Genomic DNA, 16738 nt, shown 5'->3' with positions numbered 1-16738 from the left:
CCCGCCGAGCAGCATGGCTGAGTCCAGGGCGACGACAGTCATGGCTTCCACCCGCACAGTTTTTCGCCCTTGCGGTTGTGCGCCAGCAGCGCCTTGACCTCGGCGTCCGACAGCGCATCGACAGCCGCCGCCGACAGGCGCAGCGGGGTCGACACCGCGCAGAACCCGCCTTTGACGGTCGTGCAGCCGGCCAGAGCGGCCAGGACGGACACAAGCATTAATCCCTTGCCCATGATCTGAGCTCCTTTCGCGCGGTAGCCGCCGGCAGCGCCCCGATATCGTTCTGGACCTGGTCGGCGATATCGTGCGCCGCGGCCTCGGCGGCCGCCTGCCGGGCACGCTCGCTGCGCTCGCCGGCAAGCCGCTGGCGAACGCCCCAGCCGAACGCCGCCAGGATCGCCGCACCGATGCCGAGAAGGGTCGGATTGCCAAGCAGGAAGGACAGCAGCGCGCTCATTGGTTTGGCTCATCCTTGACCAGATAGCCGACGGCAAAGACCGCGATCGGCAGAAGCGTGGCCCAAGTCTCGGCGTCGTACCAGGACGGCCATACGTTGCGCACGAAGACGCCGGAAACCGACACGGCCGCGGCGGCGATGGTCGCGGCCGTCAGCTTGTTGGTCGGGCGGATGGTCGGTTGGGTGATGGTGGCCATGATCAGAAGATCCCTTGCAGGGCGACGGCAATGTGGTGCCAGGCGGCATAGGCAAGCAACAGGCAGGCGGCGATGATCCCGCCTGCCTTTGCGGCAACCGGAATCCCCGAACCGGCAGCTGCCGGCAACGTCGGCTCGGTCGCGGGCATTTTGCCGGCCGGCGTTTCAACCTCGGGCGGCCGCGGGGCCGGTCCGGGCGCCGGCGTCGCAGGCTGCACGGGCGTGGGCACCGTCACTAGGCCCGACATGAGCAAGGCCTGGGCTCGCACGGACTTGACGCGATCGGACCAGCCGCGCCCGAATGTTGCCCATGTCGGCAATCGCTTGAGAAACGCCAGTCGTGCATCGCAAAGCTGGTCGATGACGACGCCGGCCGGCCTTGCCCTGGCCGCAGCCAGTGTAGCCGGACCGATGCGGCCATCCTGCGAGACACCGACGGTGGCCTGCAAGTATTTGGCCGCCCTGCCCGGCCCGCTGTTCACCGCGAAATCGAACACGGCGTAGTCGACGCCATCGGGCAATTCGGCGCCAAGCACGGCATCCCAATAGAAGCGCCGGTAGACGGTCGCGACCTGGTCATCTCCGATCTTCTTCAGATCGGCCTTGCTGGCGTCGGCCTTCACGTAACGGCGAAAATTCGCCAGCGTCACGCCCTTCATCGTAGCGCCGCCCGGATCGGCCGGATTGTCCGACCAGCCGCCCTCGGATTTCAAGACAAGCGCAAGCGCCCGCGCGAAGTTGCGGTCCATGGGTTTTCCTTTCGGATGGGGTTGGTCGAGGCCGGCGCCGAGCCGCGCGCCGATGCATTTCACAGTCGAACTGATGCGTGACGGCAAAGCCGTGAAACGTGCCGAGGTTCAGGCCGGCAGCAATGTTGAGGCCGTGCGTTCATAGAAGAAGAACTCGATGCGCTGGACGAGGATAACGTCCAGGAGTCAATCTCTATTGACCCGTCAGGTTCGATGAAGAGCCCGCTTGACCAGATCGTGCTCGCAGTCGTTTTGGGGAAGAAGTTTGCGTTTTCTTCTGCGCTCGCCTAAAGCACCTTAGGCAGCAACGGGGGTGTAATTGGCGTATGGGTGCTGGACGTATTTCCACAAACGAGCTGGATGAATTTGTATTGGAGTGTGACCGCCGAGGCGGTCCGCAGCACCCCAACTGCGGCTCTTATTTCAGTGATCTTTCACTTACCTACACGACTAAAGTCGACGAGGGACTTGATCCGTTTTCGGAAGCCTACACGGGACAACAGATCGCGCTCTATGAGGAAGTATCAGGGCGCAAGCTTGACCAGATAACCGGCGAACAGTCTGAGATCGGAATAGATGCTAGGACGAACACGGCCAATCCGTACGGCATTCGTCATGTCAGTTTCATCGCCAAGCATTCGCGGGCCGTTCTTTCCGCCCTTATGGCCGCCAATGTACCGCCATCTCCCAAGATTCTCGATATGGGCAGCGGCTGGGGTCTCAGCTCGGAAATCATGGCCTTTTGCGGCGCCGAAGTCACTGGCGTCGACATCAATCCCGATTTTGTGGAATTGAACCGCAGGAGAGCGGCGCGCATTGGCCTGCCCATCACGTCTATTCATTCGACATTCGATGCCTTCGAAACTGATGAGCGATTCGACATGGCGTTTTTTTATGAATGCCTTCACCATGCCGTACGCCCTTGGAGCGTGCTTGAACGTGTCGGCAAATTCGTCAAGCCCGGTGGCAAGATCGTAGTCGCCGGCGAGCCGATCAACGATCAATGGCGGCATTGAGGCATACGCACCACGGATCCTCTAGCTATCTACTGCATCCGCAAACACGGCTGGTTCGAAAGCGGCTGGTCCATGCCATTCCTACATGCGGCTTTTGACCGTGCTGGCTTCCGACTGGCAATTGCTCACGGTGTTGGCATCGACAACGGGCCAATAGGCGTCGCAGTCAGGAAAGATGAACCGGACCAGCACGATTTCACAATTGCTCTGCCGTACATGACGGCGCTCAGCCAGCTTCACGAGAGCTTGGCGAAGTGGTCCACCGAGCCACTCCGCCGCCCTGCGAGGATGCTAGCGCCGCTCCTCCGACTTGTCGGGTTGTAAGGATAACGCACCACCTTCTTGGCTGTCAGCGTGCCTGGGTGCGATATCCACGCTCGCTTCCCCGCCCCGATGACCGCTCCAAAGGCAGCGATGTCAGGCGCGGGAAAGTGTGGGGACCGGTGAAGGTTCCGGGCAGAGAGCCGGATTATGGCGAACTGATACGGGTGACGCAGGCTGGCGTCAGGACGAGCCCGTCTCAAGTTGGAGCGTGATGTATTTGCGCGGCCAGGTTGCCGATGCTGTGGTTCTGCTCTAACGCTGGTGGACACTGGAGGGACCGGCCATGATCAGAGAGATCGCGCGAAACACTCTGCCTCTTGGTCTGCGAATCGCCGTGCGAAAGTACTTTCCGCCTGACCCGCGTCGTGTCGCAATTGCCGACTTGGCGAGTCGCATCCGAGCAGCGGATCATACTAAAACACCGAGGGCGGCAAGTGAGCCGGCCACCATCAAGGAAGATGTCCTGCTGGCCCCAGAGGTCAGTGTGGAGGCGGTAAGGCCGGAGCCAGCTATCGCTCCGATAGCAGCGCCACGGGCGTCAAGGCCGATTTCATCGCTCGAGGAATTCGACAGCGTTCTTGCTGACGTCAAGGCCTTGCCGACAGAGTTGGAGCGCGTGAAGGTGCTTGCCAACTGCCATTTGGCCGACCCCAGCATCGTGACGATGCCAGAGGATCCCTTCTCGCCGGAGTACCATCAGCGCGTCCTCGAAATCTACTACAAGCTCTCCAATCGCAAAGAGTACAGCGCGGCCGAGTGCGAGCGAAGCCCGATTAACGTCGAAAGGACGATCTTGAAACCCGGCGTTTACACGCACGATGGCGGGTTCCTTGGGAACTACCTCGAAGCATACGGTCAGATCATCAAGCAGATGAATTTGAAGCCGGGAATGCGGGTTTTGGAGTATGGCCCAGGCGACGGGCAGATATCATTGTATCTGGCAAGGCTCGGCTGCGATGTCACAGTCGTGGATGTTGACGAGTCTTATCTTTCCATCATCCAGGGGCAGGCCCAACGGCTCGGCGTATCCATCAAGACCGTGCATGGCGACTTCCTGACCGGAGTCGATTTCGAGCCGTTTGACCGCATTTTCTTCTTCCAGGCCTTTCATCATTCGCTTGTTCACCAAGAAGCCCTGCAACAGATGCGCGGTATGTTGAACCCTGGGGGCTTTCTTCTCTTTGCCGCTGAGCCGATCATCGATCCCGCCGGCTATTGGGCTGATGCGGTTCCCTACCCGTGGGGACCTCGTCTCGACGGATTATCCCTCAGAGCCATCATGGCTCACGGCTGGATGGAACTAGGCTTCCATGAGTCATATTTTCGCGAGGCGCTTACGCGCGCCGGATGGATACCCGGCAAATATGATTCGCCCACTAATGGACTGGGCAATTGCTATTTTGGTAGGCTCACCGTTGCTTAAACCACGCGCTAACAATCCAGTGGCCGAGAGGCGGAGCCTTACCTGGATCCGCTTGCCTATGTCCTCGCGGCCGCCCTGCGCAGTACCGCACCGGTTCTGTACGTCGGCACAACTGTAATTCGAGCCAACCTAAGTACCGAGATCGACGGCTCCATCCGCGGGCACTGCCACGGAATTACTTGGATGACTATGCTGAAAGCTGCCAATTGCCAACCGTAGCGTGAAAAGCTGTCCTAGCTGAATGCGTCGGATGGGAGTGGCATATCGGTTTCGAGCTAGGCGGTTGCCTCGCCAGCCCTTTGCGCCCTGTGACATCAAGCGCATCAATCTTGATGCTGAGAATCGCAACAGCTGAATTGCTAAGGACAATCCGCGGGAATTAGGCGCTGGCCCTCTCTGTGCACAGCGTTGGCGCTTATCTAACTCGCCTAGCCCTGATGATGCCAAAGACGCTGCAAGTGCTGACAGCGAAGACGGCATTCGCCACTGCAAAGACATTGGTATTCCCACTTACGGATATCCGTAGTGGCGGTATAGCGAGGCCAATGGTGGACAAGGTGTTGAACGAAGTCGCGCCTGTGAATGGAAGCCCGACTTGTCTACCGACAGTGTTGTCCAACGTCGCCGTGGTGAGCGAGAGCGAGCCGATCAGGACTGTCAACGTCGTTGTTGCACCGCCCTTGAATTCAAACACGACATCGACGTCCCAGTCGCCGGCAGTCAACGCCAATGTTCCCATGTTTGCTGAAACACTATTGGTCAGTGCGACGGCCGACCCGGTGGCGACCACTGTCTCCAGATACTCTCCACATTGCCGGCTACGGCGTTGTCATTCGTCGCGGTGCCGACGGCCTGACCGTTGTCGTTGGCGGTCGAGGGTAGATTGCCGTTAACTTTCTTGGAGGACGCCGCCGTGTGGCCAGCAATCGCACCGCCCGCGTTACCCTGGAGGTCAACGCCCTTGATGATATACTTGTCGTTGGAGCCACCTAGGCCGATGCCGAAACCACCATTGCCGGTAAGGCCGTGACCGTCGCCGATCTTGCCGCCAACAACGCGGAACTTTGGACGCCGCTGCCGAATTGCAAACCATGGTTTCCGTTCTGGCACACGGCGGGTTGATGAAAGAAATGTTTGAAACACCGCTGTCGACCGCATTAAAGCCGAAGGATCCGTTCAAAAAGATGTGTGGGTTAATGAAGTCGATACCGTTAATGGTACCGCCCACAGAGGTCTGCAAACGAATCCCTTCATTGGCCGACGACGAAAACCAGCACTGATCGAATATGCATCTTGACACTGCGCCGCCGGACGCATCGATAAGAAGCGCCCGCTGAGAGGTGTCAAAAAAGCAATCATTTGCCCACAAGGAATTAATGCCTGCCGCGCCTGGGCTTAGGCAGAGATCATTCCCTCCGTGGATGATTTGGCATTCTGCCAGAGTAAGGTCACAGCAGGCACTGACGAAAATACCGGCGAACGGCTGCGATGCATTAGGAGCATCCATCAGGATATCGGAAACAGACAGATCGAAACCACCCTCGATCCGAATGCCGATACCAGAAGTTGCGACGGTGTTGATGATGTAGCCTCTCTCGATCGAGACGGACGCAGGACCATTGGCGATACGGACGCCTTGAAACGGCGAGTCCATATAGAAGTTTCTTAGCAAAAAGCGGCTAGCGCTGGCCTGTGCGTTCACATAGTTGCCGCCCGTGCGAGGCACGGACGACTTGAACGCCAGATCGCGGATCGAAACAAAGGAGGCCGCGACATCAATTACGTTGGCCGTCGCGGAAGTCGTGCGAAGCACGGTAGCGCTGCCCTGACCGGCAAACGTAACGTTGGCTGCCAGCGGGATGACTGTACCGTCGACATCGAACACGCCAGCCGGAAGTTCAACCAGTGCACCATTGGCGCCAGCTGCGTTCACGGCGTTGTTGATCGCAGCGCGATTGACGGCACCACTGGCTGCCGTACTGGCACCAAAATGTGTTGGCCTGATCCGCTCCTTGAGCACGGCTGGGATGGCAAGGGCGACTGCACCCGTTTCCGAGCGCTGGAAGAAGGTTCCGTTCTGAATCGCCTGCTTCGTCTGCAGCGGCGACATGATTTTGTTGGAAATAGCGCCAGCTTCCGCCTCGGCCTGGCTGGCGTATGTCAGGGTAGCCGCCGACACGGCCGCCGACGAAGCCGAGCCGGCGGCAGCGGTCGCTGAAGTCCCCGCATTGGTCGCCGATGTCGCAGCACTCGACGCCGAGCCGGCCGCCGCCGTGGCCGAATTGCCGGCGTTGGTCGCGCTGGTGGCGGCCGCGGATGCCGAGCCCGACGCGGCAGTGGCAGAGCTGCCGGCATTGGTTGCGGAGGTCGCGGCATTGCTCGCACTCGTCGATGCGGCAGTGGCCGATCCGGCGGCGGCGGAAGCACTGCCGGCCGCGGCCGTCGCGGCCGCTTGCGCATCGCCCAGCGTGTCGTCGGACAAATAGAGCGACAGCGTGATGTTGTCGGTGCCGATCACCGGCTCATCGGTCTGGAATGAATAGACCATGCCGGCATTTATCTCGCCCGCCTGAATGTGGACTGTCGTCCCCTTCTGCATGGTGCGCGAGGTGCGGGCGTCGGCCGCGCGGAACCACTGGCCCTCGCTTGCCGTATAGATGCCGTTCTGGCGCGCATCGGTCTGAGCCTTCACCAGGACGCGATCGCCGACTTCGAGCTGTATAGTGTCGATCACCTGCAGCCCGTAGAGGATTTTGTCTGCCGAGGTCGCCACGCGGCAGGGTTCGCGTTGGTGACATAGACAACATCGGCCTCCGTATCCCAGGCCAGCTCGACCGCGGCCGACGGATGGTCCCAGCCGAAATCGAGCGCGCCGATGCGCGGCCAGTAGCGTGGCAGCCGGAACGGCTCGCAGGCAATCAGCGCCTCGGCCACCGGAAAGATGCGGCCCGAGCCCAGCACCGGAATGCCGCGCGCGCGGGCCTCGCGCTCATGCGCGGGATAGGCGGCAACGATCGCCGCGCGTTCTTGCGCCGAATAATGCGCGGCATCGTCGATGGTCATGAAGGTGACGTGACGGGACATATGAGCTTGCCCTAATTATCTGCCGTGACGATCTGCGGCCATTGATAATACTGTTCATCAATGCGAAGTTGCTGATGACTCGGGGGAGATACATGATCCGCATAGCAATCGTTGTCGCCATTGCCGCCAGTGCATCAGCATGCCAATCGAACGTTCCGTATGATACGAGTAAGAAGACCTGCAAGATGTACGATCTCCACGGGTACCAGCACAAAGTCTGTGCCCCGGACACACCGAACAAAGTATGCAATGTCTGGTTCAATCCGATTTCGGGTGACGAAAGGATATGGTGCCAACCGCTTACCCGGAAAGCGACCGACCCTAAGGCCCGCGCCAGACAGCTTGCGGGCAGCCAATACCCCTGATCCGATCTCAGCCTCCTCTTTGATCCTCAACTCGACCTGATCGGCCATCGGGAACATCACGGCGGCAGCGCTGCTTGAGTTGGTGTGCGGCGCCCTACGAAGGCCCCTCTCCGACCGAGCTTCGCTCGGCCACCTCTCCCAACTCCGTGGGGCGAGGAACCCAAGTTCTGATAGGCCTCGTTCACCCAGCTGTCGCCATCTCGGCCCGCATCTCGGCGTGCTGGCGCACATGCTCCAGCGTCAGTTCGAGCCCGATATGCGACAGCTCGGTCGCGGCAGCCTCCGCGGCATGCGTGGCGGGTTCCACCACGCGCTCGAACATCTCCTGCTCGTAGAGCCTCACGGCTTGTCTCCAATCGCCGGCCTCGACCAGATGACGGGCGAGTTCGGCGGCGTCCAGCATGGCTGCGTTCACCCCTTCGCCGCCGAAGGGCGACATGACATGGGCGGCGTCGCCCAGCAGCGTGACGCCGGTCCGGTTCGGCCAGTGATGGCCGATCGGCAGCGCGTATATTCCACGCGCCACGATGTGGTCGTTGCCAGCGGCAATCAGCGCGACAAGCTCCGGCGCCCAGCCGTCGAATTCGGCGATCAGGCGGGCGCGCGCCGCCGCCGGCGCCGCGAAATCGAAGGTTCTCTCCGCCCAGTCCGCCGGCACGCGGAAGATGGCATAGCCTCGCAAATGCGCATTGGCGTTGCGCTGCACGATCATGCTGCGGCCGTCGCCCTCGGCGCCGATCTTGCCGCGCCCGACCAGTTCTGAGATCTCGGGATGACTGGCGTCGACGTCGTCGATGCCGAATTCGATGAAGGTCAGCCCGGAATATTGCGGCCGGTAGCGCGAGACCAGCGGCCGCACCCGCGACCAGGCGCCGTCGGCGCCGACGACGAGATCGAACGAGCCAAGCAGCTCGGCGCCGACGGCAAGATCATAGGCGCCGTCGGGCCGTGCATAGACTTCGCGCAATTCCTTGCCCCATTGCACGGTGCCCTCCGGCAGCGAGGCGAGCAGGATGTCGCGCAGCGCCGAGCGGTCGACTTCCGGCCGGTCGCCGCTGTCGTCGTCATCGGCCAGCACCAGGCGGCCATCCCTGTCGTAGAGCCGGCTGCCCTGGTCCTCATAGCGCGCGATACCCAGGAACTCTTGCTCCAGGCCGGCGCGCCGCAAGGCAAGCTGGCCGGATTCGGCATGCAGATCGAGCGTGCCGCCTTGCGGCCTGGCGAGCGCATGCTCTTCACGCTCGAAGACAGTGGCGGCGATGCCGTTGCGGTGGAGAATACGTGCCAGCGTCAGCCCGGCGGGGCCGGCGCCGACAATGGCGATGCGTGGATGCTGGGTCATGGACAGGGGTCTCGCATCGATTTATATAGGAGCCTATATAATAAACATAGGCACCAATGCAAGTCTGGGAATCATGACCGACTGGAAACTGTTCGAAAACCCCGCCCCGCTCATCAACATGGCCTCGCGCAGCCTCGCTCGCCTCGGCGAACGCCGGGTGAAAACCTTCGGCTTCTCGATCGGCCAGATGCCGGTGATCTATCTGCTGCGCGACGGCGGGGCGATGTCGCAGAAGGAGCTGGCGCGCTTCGCCAAGATCGAGCAGCCGTCGATGGCGCAGATGCTGGCACGCATGGAGCGCGACGGCCTGATCCGCCGCACGCCCGACCCCAACGATGGCCGAAGCCACCTGATTTCGCTGACAGAGGTGGCGCTGAAGAAACTGCCCGCCGCGCGCGAGGCATTGCATGAAGGCTCGGAGCAGGCGCTGGTTGGTTTCAGCGAAGACGAGGTGGCTGCGCTGCTGGGGATGCTGCGGCGGCTGAACGAGAACCTTGACCGGATGGTGGCTCGGGAAGCGGAGTGACAGGTCCAAAACCTGGGTTATGAAACCCACTTAGCCCTTATACCCCTCGTTCAAACAATCATTCTTCCAGGCCCAGTCGAAGTCGGCCCGTGACATGGACTGGCCCATGCCCGGCTCGACAAACGGGCCGGCGGAGTTGTCGATATAGACGATGAAGCGCGCCTCCTTGGTGAAGGCGCCAACCTTGGCGGTGATGACGCCGCAGGTCTGGCCGGTCGAACTGTCGCCGGTCAGCTGGACGTGTGAGAATGTGGCGGAAGGATCGTTCACCAGCTGGTGCATCTTGCCTTCGGCGGCAGTGATTGCATCGGCGCGCCAATCGCCGCTGCCGCTACAGGCTGAAAGCAGGGCGGAGAGGAGGAGCAGTTCTGCAATTTGGCGCATGTAAGACCCCGAACGTCGCGCCGGACGCTACTCGGACACCGGTCGCCGCAAAAGCGGCATTGCAAATCATGGTTTCGCGGCGGTTCATCCTTTCGCCATCCTCTCAACCTCACCCGCCGACAAAAACAGCAGCACCACATCGCTCATGCCAAGCAGCGGCGTGAATGTGACGATGGTGATGCCGCCCGTCGCGTTGGTGCGGGTCAGGCCTTCGGAATAGATGTCGAGCGGCGGTTCCTCGTCGAACCAGACGCCGTGCAGCGTCTCGCCCTGCCATTTCTCGCGGCCCTTCTCGAAACTCTTGAACGACAGCACGCTCTCGCCGGCCTGCACATCGCCGCCGCCGCCATGGCGCACCACGACACTGTCGAGCGCGCCCGGCGCGCCGCGCCCCAAAATGGTCTGACGAATAGCATCGGCCGGGATCATGCCGGTGCCCCAGGCCGCCTGCTGCTGCGGCGGGCCGATGAGCACGCGCTGCGGGTTGTCGCGCGTGCCCTCGCCGGTGACGCCGGCGGCCCACAGCCGCACGGGCGTGTCGAAAACCTTGCCTTGCCACCACGCGGGATAGCGGCCGGTGAGGTGCATGGCCCATTCGGCACCCCCTGCCCTGGTCTTGCCAAGCTGGTTGCCGGCCATGAACAGGCGTTCGCGGTTGACCGCGCCGGCAGCATGAAATTCGGCCTGGCGTTGATACGGCGTGTAGGCCGCCAGCTGGTTGGTGCGGCGCCGGCGATCAAGCTCCGCCAGCAGCGCCAGATATTCCGTCTTCGCCGCCATCAGCGGGGGCTTCGAGGAACGGCCTGAGGACGGCTTCGAGGCCGCGGATACGGCTGCGGATCTCTTCATCGCTCAGGGCATCCAGATGATTGATGGCGACATCAAAATCCTTGGGCAGGACTGACAGCACGATCTTCAGATACTGGTCCGGCTTGTCGGCCCGCACCTCGGCGATAACGCCGGCGCCATGCGCCCGGAAGTCGGCCCGCACGGCGGCGAGAAAGTCATCGCCCAGCGTTTTCCTCGTCCGCTTCGGGCGGGGTTTTTGTGCAACCGAGGCGCTGCCGGCGGACTTGCGCCTTGCCGGCCTCGCCTTGCGGCGTGCCGGCCCGGGGGCGAGATCATCAGCCATCGACCTGGCCCATCGTCTCTGCGGCGGCATCGCTGGCTGCCTTGCCCGCCTTCGGCGCCGGTCCGGCCGGCTTCCTCGAACGGTTTTTTTTCTTCGCCCGCTTGGCTCGTTTCGGCTTTGCCACCGCGGCAGGTTTTGCAGCACCGGCACGTTTTGCCGCGCTGGCCTGCGCCTTGAGCCGCGCCAACACGAGGCCCATGGCCTGCCCGCCGATGCCGGCTTGCGGAAAACCAAAGCCGCCGCCCGCATCCCGCATCATGCCGATCCGCACGCCGGGCGCGACCAACTCGATCCGGCCCAGACGCGGCTCGGGTGCGGCGCCCTCGAACGCGCCAATGGCGCTGACGATTTCGCGGCCGTCACCGTCGGTGATGATCGTGGCGTAACGTTGGGTCATTGGCTTCTCGCAAAGGTCGCGTTCTACGGCGCCCCCCTCTGTCCTGCCGGACATCTCCCCCACGAGTGGGGAGATTGGCTGTCATCCCGGCTTTCGCCAATCACCGACGTTGAAGGAAAGGCGCTGCCGCCAAAGCTGCCGATCTCCCTCCTTGTGGGGGAGATGTCCGGCAGGACAGAGGGGGGCGCTGTCCCGCCAGCATTTCAATGTTGGCACAAAGCCGCTTCGCTTGATGAAATCGCCAGAAACACAAAACCCGCCTCGGCGGCGGGTCGTTGGCGCAAATCAGCACCATGGACAAATATGTAGCATGGCTGCCCTCACCCGGTCAACAGTTTATAAGAAAAAATTCCTATTTCCCATTTTCGACGCCAAGACGAGGACGCGAACGCATCGCTTGAGGGGCAGCCGGAAAAACAAAACCCGCCTCGGGGGCGGGTCATCGGCGCAAATCAGCACCATAGCCAAAATTATAGCACAACTGCCCTCACCCGGCAACCGGATCGGCGTTAACCGGGCGCCTCCAGCCCGCATTGGCTAGCCGGCTTTTCATAAACCGGCGGCTGTGGGATCATCAGCGGAAGCTCATGGAATGATTCGCGTCGCACGGCCTTGTAGGAGAGGACGATGGACAGACCAGCCATGGCATCCGTGTTCAGGATGCGGCATGCTCCAGCCTCGGTTTCCGGTGTGCGCAGCACCGGTCAGGGCCAGGCCGACCCGGTGATCCGCGTGAACTCGCTCGGCGACGCGATCCGCTTCGTCGCCAATGCCTTTCCCCACTACGACATCAGCGCCGCCGCCATCACCTGCGGCGATCCGTCGATCCCGCGCCTCGACTGCCTGGACGTGAAGGCGGTGTGGCGCGAGTATGGCGAGCGCCTGACGCAGGAATAAGCCATTGGCCGCGCGCCGACGCCCTGCCCGGCATCCCCAGCCAAACCGGCTCCGCGCCTGGCTTCGGATCGGAAACGCCGCTGGCGCGTTTCACCTTTGGTCAATGGAGGGAGCAATCACCATGAACGTCGCCAATCTGCAACTCGAGGGCCTGCTGATGGCCGTCGCATCGATCAACCACGTCCTGGTTCGAAAAGGCATACTGACGGCGCAGGAGATCGACATTGCGCTGCGCAAGGCCGAGGCCGGCGAAACCGGTGAGGAGCGATCCGGCGGCATGTCGGCATCAAGCCGCGACGCCGTCAATTTCCCGATCCGGCTGCTGGAACTCGCCAACCAGTGCCAGCCCGAGGCGGACATGCCCTCATTCTCGAAGTTGGCCCGCATGGTCGGCCAGATGAAGGAGCCATACAACGACCAGATCTGAGACCAGCACGCGGTTGTCGCGCCTTTGACGCCGGCCTGCCCGCGGCTCGCCTTGTCGCGTCTATCCATTTTCATGCGCCTTCGCCTATAACAGCCGAATGCCCGCAACATCCCAACTCCCCCGCAATCGCCTGGACGCGCTGGTCGATGGCATCCTCGCCATCACCATGACGCTGCTCGTCTTCGGGCTCCGGCTGCCCGACGATATCCATGGCAATTTGTTCGGCGCGCTCGGCGAGCTGCGGCCGAAGATCGTCTCCTGGGTGGTCTCCTTCCTCATCCTGGCGCTGTGCTGGCAGCGCCATGTCATCGACTTCCGCCAGGTCGGGCATGTCGACGGGCGGCTGTTCCGGCTGGTCGTGCTCTGGCTGCTGGTGACCAGCGTGGTGCCGTTCACCACGACACTGATCGGCGAGCATGACGAACTCCTGCAATCGCACATCGTCTACGCCGTCAACATCACCGCTATCCAGCTTGCGGCCGTGCTGCGCGACCTGCACCTGAAAGCGCACCCGGAGCTGTTCGTCGACGGCAAGGCCGAGGGCCACGAGGTCGGCTGGCGGCCGGCCCTGATCATCGGCCTCAGCGCATTGGCCAGCGTCGCGCTTGCCTTCTGGCGACCGACCGAGGCGTCGCTCGCCTATCTGCTGATCTGGCCGCTGACGCTGCTCTCCAACCGGCTGCGGCAGCGATAGGGCAAGCCTCAAGCCCGGCCCGGCCAGCCCAGGTTCAGCGCCAGCACCCTGCCCGGCCCGTGCACGGCGGCGAACAGCAGGCCGGCCATGAAGGAAAAATGGTCGACGAAGAAGCCGAACTCGTTCTGGTTGGCGGCCCAGTGGCTGGGACCGTGGAAGGTGAAGCCGAGGAACAGCACATAGGCCGCGGCGACCAGGGCCGCCTGGGTGAAGAAGGCACCGCTCAGGAAACACAGCACCAGCGCCACCTCCAGGAACGCCGCGCACCAGGCGAGGAAGAGCGGGAAGGGAAAGCCGGCGGCGGCGATATAGCCCGCGGTGGCGCCCATGCCCATGAACTTGAACGTCACCGCCATCAGGAAGACGGCGGCAAAGATCAGGCGGGCAATGAGAAGGGCCGCGGTCTGCCACGGTGATTGAGTGATGTCCGGCATGCTGTCTCTCCAGGGTTTGCAATGGCTTTCGACCCAAGGACGAGCGACGCCCTGCAGTTCCGACACCGGCCCCGAGATTTTTTGTCCGCAAGCGTTGCCGCGCCGGATATAGGCACCGGTCTGGCGCCCGCGGGCAGGACGCCGTGCTGGGGCTCCAAGCTTGCCGCCGCCTACCCCGAAGGCTATTCCTCGCACTTGATCCGTTTGTGAGGAGAGCCAGCGAATGGCGACGGTCCGGTATCTCGTCAGCGATGTCGAGTTGGCGATAGCATTTTACACCAGGCATCTGGATTTCGTACTGCAGCAGCAGTTCGGTCCGGCGATGGCCATCCTGAAGCGCGACGACCTGACGTTCTGGCTTGCCGGCCCGATGGCGTCGGCGGCAAGACCGATGCCGGATGGCCGCACGCCCGAGCCGGGCGGCTGGAACCGCATCGTGCTGCAGGTGCAGGACCTGCCGGCGCTCGCCGCCCGGATGCGCGAGGCCGGCGTGCCGTTCCGCAACGAGATTGTCGACGGCCCGGGCGGCCGCCAGATCCTTTGCGAAGACCCGTCCGGCAACGTCGTCGAGCTTTTTGAACCAAGAGCATGATTTCGGTTTGCCGGCTGATGGTATGATCGTTCCCGCCCAAGGGGAGGGAATCAAGCATGGCCAAGGCCTTGACCATCGCCGCGCCACAGCATCCGGCATTGAGCACCGCCTATGAACGCCGGGAGATGCTGATCCCCCATCTCGACGCGCTGCTCGACAAGGTCGAGGCCGCCGGCTGGGATCGCGGTCAGGCCGCTTCGGCCCTCATGTATCTCGCCGCCAAGCGGCTGAGGCCGGCCTGAGGCAAGAGGGGCAAGCCGGCGCGTCTGACCTGCCGTCCGGCATTCACGAACAATTAATGATCAAGAAACTTGTTCGTAACCGGCAACGTGCTACTTTTAAGCCGGGGCTAATGCACTGATATGTCCGGTGCAGCTATTTGGGTGGGTTGTGTTTTGGGCGCGAGCGTAAGGTTCGGGACGAAGTCCTATCTGGTTCAGTCATCGGTTCTGGAATGTAACGGCTGCGGCGGCACCGGGCAGGTTTTCCAATGCCCGCGCTGGACAAGCTCCAACGGCCTTTGCTGCCCCGCCGGCACGCATCACCGCGGCTGTCCAGGCGCCAGCGCGCCTTGCGCCGATTGCGGCGCCACCGACCAGCACGGCGCCGACCCGACCCAGCCATCGGCCTGAATCGGCATCTTGCCACCGGGCCTTGTCCGGCCCGTCCGCCGCCTGCAGTGGAACCGGCAGCACAAATCTCTGTTATGTCTGACCGCGGCATCCCATATACCGGTGTCCGCGCGACCGTGCGGCTGACAGAAAGTGAGGCACGCCATGCCCGACGACAAATCGAAGATCAAACAGGACCGCAAGCTGGTTTCAAGCGAGGAGACCTATGAGGTCGCCGCCTTCGCGCGCAAATACGGCATCCCGCAGAGCGAAGCCCAGACCATCATCAAGCGCTACGGCCCTTCGCGCAAGAAGCTCGACAACCACATGGCCGCGCGCGGCTAGAAGGTGGCGGCCGCGCGCCGCAACCATTTCGCCGGCATGGGCGTTGAAGGGTCAACCGGGCTCGGCGGTACAGGTGAATAGGTTACGGGTGAACAGGATGTCGTTTTCCCGGTTTCAGGCCAGCGAATGACCGACGAGCCTCTGTTCCGCCCGAGCCCGTAGCGTGCCAGACTGCCGAAAGCCAGACTGAGGGAGGCTGCGACCATGTCCGACACCATACGCAGGACCGGCAGTTGCCTGTGCGGCGGCGTGCATTTCGTCGTCACCGGCCAGCCGACGCGGGTTGGTCTTTGCCACTGCAAGGACTGCCGCAAGGCGGGCGGCTCGGTCTATTCGGCCTTCGCCATCTGGCCACGCGACGTCTTCGAGACATTGGGCGAAGTCGCCAGCTACGGCACGCGCAGCTTCTGCCCGACCTGCGGCAGCCGCGTCGCCTGGCTCAGCGACACCGAGGTCGAGGTGATGCTCGGCAGCCTCGACGTCGCGCCGACCGACCTGGAGCCGCAATACGAATTGTGGATCACCCGCCGCGAGACGTGGCTGCATGCCTTGCCCGGCACCGATCAGTTCGAGCATGACCGGCCCGATGACCGACAAACGCCGGAAGCTACTGATCCGCCGACGCCGAGACCTTTGTCGGACGCCGTCGCGCACGATTGAAAATTGATCTTTCGGGCCTGGAACCCTCCTCCGCCGGCGGCGTTATCCGGCGCCCCTTGTGAGTGCCGTTGTTGCACAACCGCTGTCACTGTCGGGCGACATGCCACGGAGATTTCAGTTGAACGACAAGATGTTTCCCCGACCGATCCGCCTGAAATTCGCCTCCGAGCGCGAGCGCGTGGTGCGCAGCGCCTGGGAGGGCCTGGAATGCCTCGGCGACTGGCCCGCCGGCCAGGGCCGGCAATACCGGGCAGCGTTGCGCAGCTGCCGCGACGCGCTCGACGGCTGGACGCCGCCGGAAAAGGCGATGCGGGCGATGATCGACGCCGCACGCGAAGCCCACATCCTCCAATAGCGGGCCCACATCCTCTAATAGCGGGAAAGACAATGGCCGATGTGATGCTGTCGACACCGATGCGGATCAAGCCGCATGGCGCGGACACGATCCGCGAGGTGGCGACGCTTCAGGACGCCAGTGAAATCCTGATCGACTGGCCGCATGCCAGCCGCGGTCCTTTCTACCAGGCGGCGCGCGAGAAGATCGAGGCGGCGCTGGAAAACAAGGACGGTACGGCACAGGCGCAGGAGGCCTTCACGGCCCTTTGCGACCACGCCGGCGTGCTGGTTCGCTAGGTTATTTCGGGAAGCCAGCAGTTTTCTTCAACAAAAAAGCAGGCGATAT

24 protein-coding genes are annotated in these 16738 nt (G+C 62.7%); 12 read left to right on the top strand and 12 right to left on the bottom strand.

The window, feature by feature from the left end:
* Positions 1–38 precede the first annotated feature (38 nt).
* From AC0V7N_RS18635 to AC0V7N_RS18620, 4 genes are read right to left on the bottom strand one after another with little or no spacing between them, the layout of a single operon-like run.
* Positions 39–233: a hypothetical protein gene (locus AC0V7N_RS18635; protein WP_475449941.1), complete on the bottom strand. Its 195-nt coding sequence runs from the start codon at positions 231–233 to the stop codon at positions 39–41.
* Positions 218–457: an ABC transporter permease gene (locus AC0V7N_RS18630; RefSeq protein ID WP_475449940.1), complete on the bottom strand. Its 240-nt coding sequence runs from the start codon at positions 455–457 to the stop codon at positions 218–220. The genes AC0V7N_RS18635 and AC0V7N_RS18630 overlap by 16 nt, the downstream gene beginning before the upstream one ends.
* Complete coding sequence (locus AC0V7N_RS18625) at positions 454–654, bottom strand: hypothetical protein (protein WP_475449939.1); 201 nt, start codon at positions 652–654, stop codon at positions 454–456. Before AC0V7N_RS18625 ends, AC0V7N_RS18630 begins: the two co-directional genes overlap by 4 nt.
* A gap of 2 nt (positions 655–656) precedes the next feature.
* Positions 657–1403 carry a glycoside hydrolase family 108 protein gene (locus AC0V7N_RS18620; protein ID WP_475449938.1) on the bottom strand — a complete coding sequence of 249 codons (747 nt, stop codon included), beginning with the start codon at positions 1401–1403 and terminating at the stop codon, positions 657–659.
* A 326-nt stretch (positions 1404–1729) separates the two neighbouring features.
* Between AC0V7N_RS18620 and AC0V7N_RS18615 the strand changes: the two genes are divergently transcribed.
* Positions 1730–2419: a class I SAM-dependent methyltransferase gene (locus tag AC0V7N_RS18615; protein WP_475449937.1), complete on the top strand. Its 690-nt coding sequence runs from the start codon at positions 1730–1732 to the stop codon at positions 2417–2419.
* Between the two features lie 607 nt (positions 2420–3026).
* Entirely contained in the window at positions 3027–4166 is a 1140-nt protein-coding gene (locus AC0V7N_RS18610) for a class I SAM-dependent methyltransferase (protein ID WP_475449936.1), read from the top strand.
* A gap of 952 nt (positions 4167–5118) precedes the next feature.
* Here the strand turns inward: AC0V7N_RS18610 and AC0V7N_RS18605 are convergent.
* The 3 genes from AC0V7N_RS18605 to AC0V7N_RS18595 form a co-directional block, all read right to left on the bottom strand.
* Positions 5119–6939, bottom strand: a complete 1821-nt coding sequence (locus AC0V7N_RS18605; RefSeq protein ID WP_496627182.1) for a hypothetical protein — start codon at positions 6937–6939, stop codon at positions 5119–5121.
* Positions 6897–7250, bottom strand: a complete 354-nt coding sequence (locus AC0V7N_RS18600; protein ID WP_496627181.1) for a terminase large subunit domain-containing protein — start codon at positions 7248–7250, stop codon at positions 6897–6899. Before AC0V7N_RS18600 ends, AC0V7N_RS18605 begins: the two co-directional genes overlap by 43 nt.
* A gap of 546 nt (positions 7251–7796) precedes the next feature.
* Positions 7797–8957 carry an FAD-dependent oxidoreductase gene (locus AC0V7N_RS18595; RefSeq protein ID WP_475449933.1) on the bottom strand — a complete coding sequence of 387 codons (1161 nt, stop codon included), beginning with the start codon at positions 8955–8957 and terminating at the stop codon, positions 7797–7799.
* Between the two features lie 73 nt (positions 8958–9030).
* Here AC0V7N_RS18595 and AC0V7N_RS18590 point away from each other — a divergent pair, with 73 nt between their 5' ends.
* Positions 9031–9483, top strand: coding sequence for a MarR family winged helix-turn-helix transcriptional regulator (locus tag AC0V7N_RS18590; RefSeq protein WP_475449932.1), 453 nt, complete (start codon positions 9031–9033; stop codon positions 9481–9483).
* 30 nt (positions 9484–9513) lie between these two features.
* Here AC0V7N_RS18590 and AC0V7N_RS18585 read toward each other — a convergent pair whose 3' ends face one another.
* The 4 genes from AC0V7N_RS18585 to AC0V7N_RS18570 form a co-directional block, all read right to left on the bottom strand.
* Positions 9514–9867 carry a hypothetical protein gene (locus AC0V7N_RS18585; protein WP_475449931.1) on the bottom strand — a complete coding sequence of 118 codons (354 nt, stop codon included), beginning with the start codon at positions 9865–9867 and terminating at the stop codon, positions 9514–9516.
* 84 nt (positions 9868–9951) lie between these two features.
* On the bottom strand, positions 9952–10647 hold the full coding sequence (locus AC0V7N_RS18580; RefSeq protein ID WP_475449930.1) for a terminase large subunit domain-containing protein: 696 nt from the start codon (positions 10645–10647) through the stop codon (positions 9952–9954).
* Positions 10604–10999, bottom strand: a complete 396-nt coding sequence (locus AC0V7N_RS18575) for a hypothetical protein (RefSeq protein ID WP_475449929.1) — start codon at positions 10997–10999, stop codon at positions 10604–10606. Before AC0V7N_RS18575 ends, AC0V7N_RS18580 begins: the two co-directional genes overlap by 44 nt.
* Positions 10992–11396 carry a hypothetical protein gene (locus AC0V7N_RS18570; protein WP_475449928.1) on the bottom strand — a complete coding sequence of 135 codons (405 nt, stop codon included), beginning with the start codon at positions 11394–11396 and terminating at the stop codon, positions 10992–10994. Before AC0V7N_RS18570 ends, AC0V7N_RS18575 begins: the two co-directional genes overlap by 8 nt.
* A gap of 627 nt (positions 11397–12023) precedes the next feature.
* Between AC0V7N_RS18570 and AC0V7N_RS18565 the strand changes: the two genes are divergently transcribed.
* The 3 genes from AC0V7N_RS18565 (at position 12024) to AC0V7N_RS18555 (ending at position 13414) form a co-directional block, all read left to right on the top strand.
* A complete protein-coding gene (locus tag AC0V7N_RS18565) occupies positions 12024–12293 on the top strand; it encodes a hypothetical protein (protein ID WP_475449927.1) in 270 nt (89 codons plus the stop codon).
* Between the two features lie 121 nt (positions 12294–12414).
* On the top strand, positions 12415–12720 hold the full coding sequence (locus AC0V7N_RS18560) for a hypothetical protein (protein ID WP_475449926.1): 306 nt from the start codon (positions 12415–12417) through the stop codon (positions 12718–12720).
* Between the two features lie 97 nt (positions 12721–12817).
* Complete coding sequence (locus AC0V7N_RS18555) at positions 12818–13414, top strand: TMEM175 family protein (RefSeq protein ID WP_475449925.1); 597 nt, start codon at positions 12818–12820, stop codon at positions 13412–13414.
* An 8-nt stretch (positions 13415–13422) separates the two neighbouring features.
* On the opposite strand, the gene AC0V7N_RS18550 is transcribed toward AC0V7N_RS18555, so the two are convergent.
* Positions 13423–13848: a DoxX family protein gene (locus AC0V7N_RS18550; RefSeq protein ID WP_475449924.1), complete on the bottom strand. Its 426-nt coding sequence runs from the start codon at positions 13846–13848 to the stop codon at positions 13423–13425.
* Positions 13849–14071: 223 nt separating this feature from the next.
* Between AC0V7N_RS18550 and AC0V7N_RS18545 the strand changes: the two genes are divergently transcribed.
* From AC0V7N_RS18545 to AC0V7N_RS18520, 6 genes are all read left to right on the top strand, one after another.
* Positions 14072–14440 carry a VOC family protein gene (locus AC0V7N_RS18545; protein WP_475449923.1) on the top strand — a complete coding sequence of 123 codons (369 nt, stop codon included), beginning with the start codon at positions 14072–14074 and terminating at the stop codon, positions 14438–14440.
* Positions 14441–14496: 56 nt separating this feature from the next.
* Positions 14497–14682, top strand: coding sequence for a hypothetical protein (locus AC0V7N_RS18540; RefSeq protein ID WP_475449922.1), 186 nt, complete (start codon positions 14497–14499; stop codon positions 14680–14682).
* Positions 14683–15216: 534 nt separating this feature from the next.
* Positions 15217–15396 (top strand): DUF3606 domain-containing protein, encoded by a 180-nt coding sequence (locus AC0V7N_RS18535; protein ID WP_027052489.1) that lies wholly within the window; start codon positions 15217–15219, stop codon positions 15394–15396.
* Positions 15397–15600: 204 nt separating this feature from the next.
* Positions 15601–16056, top strand: a complete 456-nt coding sequence (locus AC0V7N_RS18530; RefSeq protein WP_475449921.1) for a GFA family protein — start codon at positions 15601–15603, stop codon at positions 16054–16056.
* A gap of 118 nt (positions 16057–16174) precedes the next feature.
* On the top strand, positions 16175–16411 hold the full coding sequence (locus AC0V7N_RS18525) for a DUF982 domain-containing protein (protein WP_172227022.1): 237 nt from the start codon (positions 16175–16177) through the stop codon (positions 16409–16411).
* A 32-nt stretch (positions 16412–16443) separates the two neighbouring features.
* Positions 16444–16689 (top strand): DUF982 domain-containing protein, encoded by a 246-nt coding sequence (locus AC0V7N_RS18520; protein WP_475449920.1) that lies wholly within the window; start codon positions 16444–16446, stop codon positions 16687–16689.
* The last annotated feature ends 49 nt before the right edge of the window (positions 16690–16738 follow it).

This window comes from Mesorhizobium kamtschaticum, from assembly GCF_056174585.1.
Note: the sequence above shows the minus strand (reverse complement) of the source record. Positions and strands in the feature narration are given on the sequence as shown.